This is a genomic window from Flavisolibacter ginsengisoli DSM 18119 (assembly GCF_900129295.1).
Classification (GTDB): Bacteria; Bacteroidota; Bacteroidia; order Chitinophagales; family Chitinophagaceae; genus Flavisolibacter; species Flavisolibacter ginsengisoli.
Genome location: NZ_FQUU01000002.1, coordinates 1 through 9,357, shown reverse-complemented (window position 1 = coordinate 9,357; position 9,357 = coordinate 1). Strand labels below are relative to the sequence as shown.

At 42.2% G+C, this 9,357-nt stretch carries 6 protein-coding genes; 5 read left to right on the top strand and 1 reads right to left on the bottom strand.

What is annotated here, in order from left to right:
• The first annotated feature begins 389 nt into the window (after positions 1-389).
• From BUA53_RS02175 to BUA53_RS02165, 3 genes are all read left to right on the top strand, one after another.
• The gene (locus BUA53_RS02175; protein WP_072833624.1) at positions 390-1,793 is read left to right on the top strand and encodes a hypothetical protein; all 1,404 of its coding nucleotides are present in this window, start codon (positions 390-392) and stop codon (positions 1,791-1,793) included.
• A 149-nt stretch (positions 1,794-1,942) separates the two neighbouring features.
• Entirely contained in the window at positions 1,943-3,595 is a 1,653-nt protein-coding gene (locus BUA53_RS02170; protein WP_072833623.1) for a sodium:solute symporter family protein, read from the top strand.
• 9 nt (positions 3,596-3,604) lie between these two features.
• Complete coding sequence (locus BUA53_RS02165) at positions 3,605-3,808, top strand: hypothetical protein (RefSeq protein WP_072833622.1); 204 nt, start codon at positions 3,605-3,607, stop codon at positions 3,806-3,808.
• 732 nt (positions 3,809-4,540) lie between these two features.
• Here BUA53_RS02165 and BUA53_RS02160 read toward each other — a convergent pair.
• Complete coding sequence (locus BUA53_RS02160) at positions 4,541-5,143, bottom strand: hypothetical protein (RefSeq protein ID WP_072833621.1); 603 nt, start codon at positions 5,141-5,143, stop codon at positions 4,541-4,543.
• A 746-nt stretch (positions 5,144-5,889) separates the two neighbouring features.
• On the opposite strand from BUA53_RS02160, the gene BUA53_RS02150 reads away from it, so the two are divergent.
• Both BUA53_RS02150 and BUA53_RS02145 read left to right on the top strand, forming a co-directional pair.
• On the top strand, positions 5,890-7,050 hold the full coding sequence (locus tag BUA53_RS02150) for a hypothetical protein (RefSeq protein WP_072833619.1): 1,161 nt from the start codon (positions 5,890-5,892) through the stop codon (positions 7,048-7,050).
• A gap of 690 nt (positions 7,051-7,740) precedes the next feature.
• The coding region (locus tag BUA53_RS02145; RefSeq protein ID WP_217652915.1) for a lamin tail domain-containing protein at positions 7,741-9,357 on the top strand (1,617 nt) is incomplete at its 3' end.

Sequence of the window (9,357 nt, the reverse complement as noted above, 5' to 3'; positions counted from 1 at the left end):
CTTTGCGTCCTTTTGTATTTTCCTTAAGTGAGCCTGCGAACTTCCCCTTTGCGTTACTTTCTGTCTTAGTGCCTTTTGCGGCCTTTCTTCCTAATCTCCAGACTCCCGACTCCCGACTCCCGACTCAGTTCTCCCGACTCAATCCCCCCTACTCCGTTATAATACCTACATTCCCAGGTGTTTTCACGGTTGTTAACGGCCTGGGCCTTCCATAGCTTTGTACCAGGTTTTTTCATAGGATATTGGACTTTAAACAACTTCGGGGCAGAATTTTTATTCTAGCCCCTTTTTTTATGTTTCCCCAATAAAAACGCCAGGCAGGCTTTTTCTCCCTGATATAATTTCCTTATTTTATTACCTAATTGGCAACCACTATCTTGCTGCACTGAATGCGCTTTCTAAAAACAATACTAGTCTTACTGCTCTTTATAGCCACTCCCTGGCAATTATTTGCCCAGGATATCACTGGCCTGTGGACAGGCTACCTGGAAAGCTCAGGTTCAAAAATACCCTATGAAGTGGTGATCAGCTCCAATGGCGACAAATGGAATGGATATGCCCTAACTGCCTTTACGTTTAATGAAGTAGAAAATATTGGTATTAAGACCATTGAACTGAAAGAAAAAAAAGGCGCTTTATCATTGGAAGACCATGATCTTGTTTTTGATAATTACAAAACACCTCCAAGGCGCATAAAAATGATCGCCAGCCTTATAGCAAAGGGAAGAGATAGCAGTATGGTGCTGGAGGGTAGTTTCTTTACCCGCTCACTTGACTTCCGCTCGCAAGACAAGGCTGCCTTCACAGGAGTAATTCATTTAAAAAGAAGAAAGAATGATGAAGTGACCAGGCTGACCTCAAAGCTGGAAGAAATGAATTTATTATCCTCGCTCTCATTTGCAGGTTCCCTGCCTCCAAAGGGTTCTGTAGCGGCTACAAAGCCAGCTACTACAAACCCCGTAGCTAATTCAGACAATAAGGAATCTGTTGCTGCTTCTCCGAAGCCAATTGAAGTAAAGCCTGGTGTGAATGAAAAGCAAAGCATAGCGGTTACGGCACCACCTTCTATAGCCCCGGCTAATGAACCTGTAACTGCAGCAGAAGAATCGTTGCCCGAACAAAAAGAGCTTTCAAAATCTGTGAGCTCACGACCAGCCACACCTGCTAAAGAAAAATGGAACCCGGTTAAGAATAATGCTGCTGAAAAGAAATTAGTGAAGGCAGCACCTCCCATTCCTGTTGATGACAAAACTGTAGCGCAGGTGGAAAAGCCGGTACCTGCTCAAAAACAACCGGTAAAAAAAGCTGATGCCCCTCCGGCAGCTGTAGTCGATACAAAAGATGTGGCAATAAAGGAAAAGCCATCTCAAAAGGAGCAGGTAAAAGAAATACCCGCTACCATCAAAAATCCTGGTATAGTACACGTTCCACCTGCTGCCGCAATGGCTAACAGGAAAACAGAGGTCATACAAAGCATCTATTTCACTTCAGATAGCCTGGTATTAAGCATTTATGATAATGGAACCATTGATGGCGACACCGTAAGTGTTGTTCTTAACGGCAAAGTAATACTGGCGAGAAAGGGTCTTACAGCAAATGCCATTCGCACTACAATTGCTGTTACTCCCGATATGGGTGATTCCCTGCAACTGGTGATGTATGCCGAGAACCTCGGTTCTATTCCTCCCAATACTGGGTTGCTCATTGTGCAGGATGGCGAACAACGATATGATATCCGCTTTGCAGGGGATATGAAAAAAAGTTCAGCAGTGGTGCTACGGCGAAAGCACTAATAGATCACCGGCTCTTCTGAGTACTACTATTTTTCCTCATTGCCACTAATTATGGCTGCAACATAATTACTTCATTGATAAAAACTATTGCGTTCATTCATAAGTTGTTATGAAAATCACTTAACATTACACACAATTTTTACAACCGTATGTCCTTACATCTTATTGATTACGCGATCATTGTTCTGTACTTTCTATTTGTTGTTGGTATTGGTGTCCTGCTCAAGCGAAGAATGAAGACAAGTAATGACTTCCTTATGAGCAACAGGAGCATTCCACTTTGGATCACCTCACTGGCCTTTATTTCTGCCAACCTTGGTGCACAGGAAGTGCTGGGTATGGCTGCCAGTGGTGCCAAATATGGATTGTACACCGCTCATTTCTACTGGTTGGGTGCTGCTTTTGCCATGGTTTTCCTGGGTATTTATATGATGCCATTCTATTATGGCAGCAAGGCCCGAAGCGTACCTGAATACCTGAAGCTTCGCTTTGATGAAAAAACAAGAACCTTTAATGCCCTAACGTTTGCGGTAATGACCGTATTTTCCTCGGGCATCTCCTTATATGCATTGGCCATGCTGATGCAAGCATTCCTGGGTTGGGATTTTGACGTATGCATTTGGGTGGCCGCGGGTATTGTGTTGATCTATACCTATCTCGGCGGATTGACCAGTGCCGTTTATAATGAAGTGCTCCAGTTCTTTTTGATTGTGCTGGGTATTGCACCACTCGTTTACATCGGGCTGCAAAAAGCAGGTGGATTGCAGGGCCTTATTCATAATGTGGACAATGCCAAGCTACATCTCTGGAAAGGCATGGGCAGTGCTGCTACCAATCCAATGGGTGTGGATGCATTTAGCCTGGTATTCGGACTTGGCTTTGTATTGGCCTTTGGCTACTGGTGTACAGATTTCCTTGTTGTTCAACGGGCCATGATCTCACGTAATTTAAATTCTGCCCGCCGCACGCCCATTATTGCTGCTATGCCAAAGATCATCATGCCTGCTGTGGTTATTCTGCCCGGTATCATCATCCTGGCATTGCAAAACCAGTTCCAGGGATTTGAATTACCTCATAATGCCAATGGGGATGTGGATTATAACATGACATTGCCGCTATTGCTTTCGAAGCTGTACCCCAGTGGAATTCTTGGTGTGGGCATTACAGCCCTTATTGCCTCCTTTATGTCGGGCATGGCAGGTAATGTTACAGCTTTCAATACCGTGTGGACCTATGATATCTACCAGTCGCACATCAAAAAGGATGCTTCTGAAAAACATTACCTGAATGTGGGCAAGGCCAGTACCGTTGCCGGTATCCTCATCTCTATTGCAACAGCCTATGTAGCCCGCGGATTCAACAGTATCATGGACCTGTTGCAACTGGTGTTTTCATTTGTAAATGCACCATTATTTGCTACCTTCTTTTTAGGCATGTTCTGGAAGCGGACCACTTCAAACGGTGCCTTCTGGGGATTGCTTTGCGGTACGGCTTCGGCTGCGCTTACACATGGTTTGACAGTAGCTGAGGGCAAAGGAGGCTGGTTAGGCAATGTGCATGAATTTTACTCTGGCACCAGCCAGGCCTTTACCATTGCAGGGATAGCGTTCATTGTTTGCCTTATCATGACGGCTGTTATCAGTTTATTCTCCAGTCCAAAACCGGAAAGTGAATTGGTGGGTCTTGTTTACAGTCTTACCCCACGGCAAAGAGATTCGGCCAAAGTTTGGTATAAAAACCCTTTGTGGCTTGGTGTCATTGTGGTGATCATTACTGTTGTCTTTAATATAATCTTCTATTAAAAATTTGCTATGAATAAATTATTTGACCTGCGGTTTGTTATTGGTTCTTTCTTTTCTATTGTGGGTATAATGTTACTGATATATACACTGATTACTTCAGAAACAGGCCAGGCTGTCAATGGCTGGTGCGGTGGTGTTTTTCTTGCTTTTGGGTTGCTGATGATCTATTTATCGCTGCAAAAGGATGCACAGGATGAGTTGTTGGAAGAGTAGGGCGAACCTGCTGGTTTACAATGAGTTATTTTAAAAACTAATATTATCATGTATTGTAATAAAATATGAGTATATTTAAACTGCAGTTTTCTCATATAAGCAGTTTAGTTTTCAGAACCCCTGTTTACACAGGGGTTCTGACATGAATAGAGTTTATAGTTTGTAGTTTGAAGTTTCTAGTTGTTTAAGTGTAAGAGACTTTAAAGAATACAGTCTATCCTCTAATAAGTAAGATTTACAGCATATGCGGATTGACAAACAACCAGGGTGCATATTTTGTAATCATACCTTAATTCGCAAAGTATAAATGAAGAATTTAGATCTTCGATAAAAGTAATGACTGAAACCACTCGACTCGCTCCCTTGTCATGCTGAGGCACGAAGTATCTTTGGTAACCTCATAAGCGACCATTGTACTATTGGAGCCTTTTCGACCTAAATCAATAAAGTAAGCGGATTCTATTTTAAGATGGCTCAATAGTCTTACAGATATGATACGCTGTTCTAATGCAGTCCAAAGATTCTGCCAAAGGCGGAATGACAAGGTCGGGTGTTTATCTATTGCAGTTAGGTAGTTACTTAAGGCCTGTATGATTTATCAAGATCAAGTAAAAGCTTACATTCAATAATGCTCTCTAGCTCAAAACAATTATCACCTAAAGAAATAACCGCAGCTTATAGTTCACATCAGATCTAACGAACCAGAAACAAAAAACCAAAAACCAGAAACGCTTAAACAGCATGCTTAAGCAAAAACAATGGGATCCTGTAATCTTCCGGAAACTCCCCTTCAAACCTTATGGTCCACTCTATATCATCCATATACAATTTAAAGTATTCTATGTCCTCTTCATTTAAAGGTGCAAAAACCTGGATATCCAGCTTGTTCTTCATCTTCTTTTCCTTTTCTGGCTTTGGCTCCTGAAGCCTTGCTTTTAATTCCTCTTCAAAGGAGGACAGGAGTAATTCAAACTGCTCCCGGGTAAGGGAAATACGCTTTTGCTCCGTAAGAAAAGTGAATAAGGCTGAAAACACTTCCCCTTTCTCACTTCCCTGCTTTAAAAAAGCAATGGCAATTCTTCTTACTTGAGTAAACAGCCTTGGGTATCTTCTTTTTACTGGTACAAACCGGTAGATGATGGAAGACATGATATTACCCTGTTTAAACCTTTCAGCACTCCTGCGGCTGCCTTCAAAGGCAGGATCCTTCCAGAAGCGCTTAGAATCAACACCAGGAAGCATTCTTACAAGGAAACCACAATCCACATCCTTATAAAAGTTGATGTCTCCACACACCGTACCGGTTGCCTTTACGTATCCTGTTTGCTTAGCCATATGATATTAGATTTTATTGATTGTAAAGATTGCTAAAATACTTAGTAACGCCAAGGTGCCATGGCCGATTTGGCCGCTTTTGGCCGATTTGACCGATAATGACCGCTTTTGGCCGGCTTTTGAGTTGACAAGTTGGTAAGTTAACAAGTTGACAAGGATTACCCCATCTCCACAATAATCCTATTCAATGCTAGTAATCCTGGTTCTCCTTCCATATTCGATATTCCCCTAGTCCGCCGAAGCTTTAGCGAAGGAGGATCATTCGATATTCCTTGTTCATCTGTTCGATATTCCCCTCCTTCTCCCAGGGAAAGCCCAACCAAATCCCTATCTACGGTATAGATACTGCGTGATCACCACGCAGTATCTATACCGTTAGTATACTGTTGATAGGTAGTTGATGGTTTAGTAATAGCCACAAGCATTGAATAAGACTGATGCTATCAAAACTTATATATTATCGTAGAACTACGAATTTCATGCACTCCTCATACACCAGCTATAGCGTTGGTATGCCTTTGCTATGCCTGGCCTATACAACTTATATAGCTTTAAAATCAATGAGCTCAAAAATAATTTCTTTGAAAGAACCCGCAGGCTGGGGACAACCCTTAGTAAAATTTCGTATATCCCTGTTGGTAGATTTCCGTAATGGTAAATAGTTACCCTTATGCCCGTAAAAAAATAGTTGCGATAATTATGAACTCTATGCTGGCTGTTGTATTTTACCCGCAGAAGCCAATCCCATGAAAAGCGTTATTACGCATTTTTTGTTTTTTAACCTGTTCCTTATCGTTAGTTCGCCTGTTTTTGCAAGGGAACTGAAAGTGTGTACTTCAGGCTGTGCCTTTTCCAGCATCCAGGAGGCAGTGAATGCTGCTTTTAAAGGAGATACCATTCTTGTCAATATCGAGGGAACATTTACTGAAAATAATATTACTATTTCCAAAGACCTGGTCGTTCGTGGATTGGGGCAGGCTGTTACCATTTTGCAGGCACATCCTGAAAGGGGACAATCGCAGCACAGGCTTTTCTATATTACAGGTGGTGCCAGGGTTATCATAGAATACCTTACCATTCAGCATGGTGTGGAAAAAGCTGACCCTACACCCTGGAAAGGGAACGGAGGCGGGATCTTAATTGATGGGTCGAATAGTTCGCTCACCCTGAATTATGTAACCTTGAAACATTGCGATACCCAACTAACCGGTTCTTCTGGAGGCGCTATAGCTTTATTAGGTTCTTCCACATCTCTTTCCATCAATAACTCATTGTTTGACAACAATATTGCCAACAACGGAAGCGGGGGAGGCATTTACCTGGCCAGCAACGGTGGAGATTGTTTTACCAGGAATACTGGCTTTGATAATAATGTGGCTGCCAATGGTAGCGGTGGAGCGGTTTATATGGAAGGCTCGGGGAGCAGCACCTTTATCTCCAGCAGCTTCACCGGCAACCAGTCATTAAACCAGCACAATGGAGGTGCCCTGTTCATTACAGGGTCTGTGCCTACCTTTAATAACTGCCTTTTTCTGCGGAACAGTGCTGAAAAAGACGGGGGTGCTTTGAAAATTGATGGCGCGGATATAGCCAATTGTACCTTTTATTTCAATACGGCCATTAATGGGGGGGCTATCAGCCAGGATGCAGGGCATGAAAACACGGAATTATTTCTTTCCAACTGCACCCTGCTGAACAATGCTGCCACTGGTTTTGGATCTTCAGGGGCAGGGTTGCATACCAGTTCGCCTGCCGCCCAGGTTTATATGATCAATACAGTCATTGATAAAAGCACTTCAGGTGCCGACCTGTATTTATTTGCGGCATCCAGCCTTACTACCAATGAGAAGAACCATGTGGGGAAGGCCAGCTTTACCAATGGATCGGCACATTTTGGCACTAATTAAACTATTCCTTCTAATTACAGCACTTTAAAAACAGTTTTAAGGTATGTAATTACCCTTATAACTCATTTAAGGAAAGACTCTTAGGCAAGATCTTATAAGTATTCTTTCATTTGTTCATTTTTACCCGTCTTTTTTTACAAGGGAATTAAAATTTGCAGTATATTGTAAGTAGTTGAGATTTATCTCCTTACTACGTATTTTTACTAAGGAAAAAAGCGGGTAAAACATTAGGAAAAAAGGAGATAATATCTTTTATTTGTTCCGAACATCCAATCCTAAAGTTTAAAAACCAGAACTAAATGCTTAATCCTGTATTGCCTCCCTGAAAAATGAATGAATAGGTTTTGCCTTAACTAGAGCGTATGAGAATGTATTAATGGATAGAAACCGATTTTACTGACTTAGCAACCAATCTTTTCTACTCCTCTATATTGAATTTAGTAAGGTTTCACCTAGTGCTACCGGTTTTTGCCGACCAAATAACTTTCCATAGGCAAAGCCTTTATTCTTGTTATAACCAAAACATTCGATCCTTAGACAAACTGTAATTTCCTTATTCCTGTGCCAGGCGTACCAGAATTGATAACTGCTATTGACCGCTTTATAAACCCGTCAAAGTTTATAAGACCAGTAATGCACGGGCACGAGAACACATACAGGCTAACCAATAACTGCCGAAGGGGAGGTGGAATGTCTTTGCCTAAAAGGTTGCTTTCTGATTTTGTCAGATTTATGTGCCAGGGGTTATTCATTTCTTCCTTTCAAAAGCGATTAATTCCATTTTTACTAATTTTTATTTTTCAGTGTTCATCAGGTTGGGGGCAGGTTGTCATTAATGAATTAGGCATTGCACCAACTGGTAATACAAATGGAAGTGGTGGCGAATTTATTGAATTGCTTAATAAATCTAACGCTCCTGCAGATATAGGATGTTATGTTTTACTATTTAGTGGAACCAGTGGGGCGGGAAATCCTACAGGGTGGACTGTAACAATTCCTTCGGGAACTACAATTGGAGCTGGAGAATTTTATTTGATTGGAGGTCTTGGCAGACAATCCCCGGTTGGACAAACGTGGACCAATTTACCTGTTGGAGGCACCCCTTGGGTGAATGCTTATGGCGCCAATGGAAGAGCTGTGGATCTTGATTTATCTACAACAAATAATACAGCTGTAAATTCTACGAATCCAGGAAATTTTAATGATGGAACTGGAGGACAACTTACTTTACTAAATTCATCGGGAATTGTAATTACATCCATTGCTTTTAAAAATGGAAATAACGCAGGTAGCTATCCTGCTTTTTCAAATGCATCTCCCGGTTGCAGTCCTTTATCTCCTATAAACAATCCTGGGCCACCTATAAACTATGTTAGTGGAAGCTTTTCTTCCAGTGGTTACAATGGTATTTCGTTATCCCCTTCTGGTCTTTATAAAACAAATGCAAGTTTAACTCCTGGATTGGCTAATATAGTTCTTGCAGATTGTTCTATAACATTAGCATCGGGCGCGGCCTCGCCAACATTATGTATTAATAATACGCTTACACCAATAGTATATAATATAGGTAGCGATGCTACTGGTGCAGATGTAACTGGGCTGCCAAATGGTGTTAATGGAACCTTTGCTAATAACGTGGTCACAATCGGCGGTACACCTACTGAAAGCGGTACTTTTTCGTATACTGTAACATTAACAGGTTCATCTTGTACAAATGTTTCTGTATCAGGCACCATTACGGTCAATCCGGTCAATACTATTACACTTTCTTCTGCTGCGGGTACAGATGCTCAGAGTGTTTGTATCAATACAGCGATCACCAATATTACTTACGCCACTACTGGAGCAACAGGAGCCAGTTTCAGTGGGCTGCCGGCAGGAGTGAGTGGAAGCTTCAATGCTGGTGTTGTTACCATTAGTGGTACTCCTACTGCTGCAACAGGTAGTCCGTTCAATTACTCTATTCTTTTGACGGGTGGTTGTGGCAGTGTAAATGCCACAGGAACGATCACTGTTACTGCAGCCAATACGGTTGGTGCTGCATCGTCTACACCGACACTTTGTATCAATACGGCACTTGCGCCAAACATCACCCATACGACCACAGGGGCTACAGGGATAGGTGCTGCCACAGGCCTGCCTGCCGGAGTAACTGCTGCATGGGCATCTAATACGATTACCATCAGTGGTACACCGACTGCTTCGGGAACATTTAATTATACCATTCCGCTGACGGGTGGTTGTGGCAGTGTAAATGCCACAGGAACGATCACTGTTACTGCAGCCAATACGGTTGGTGCTGCATCG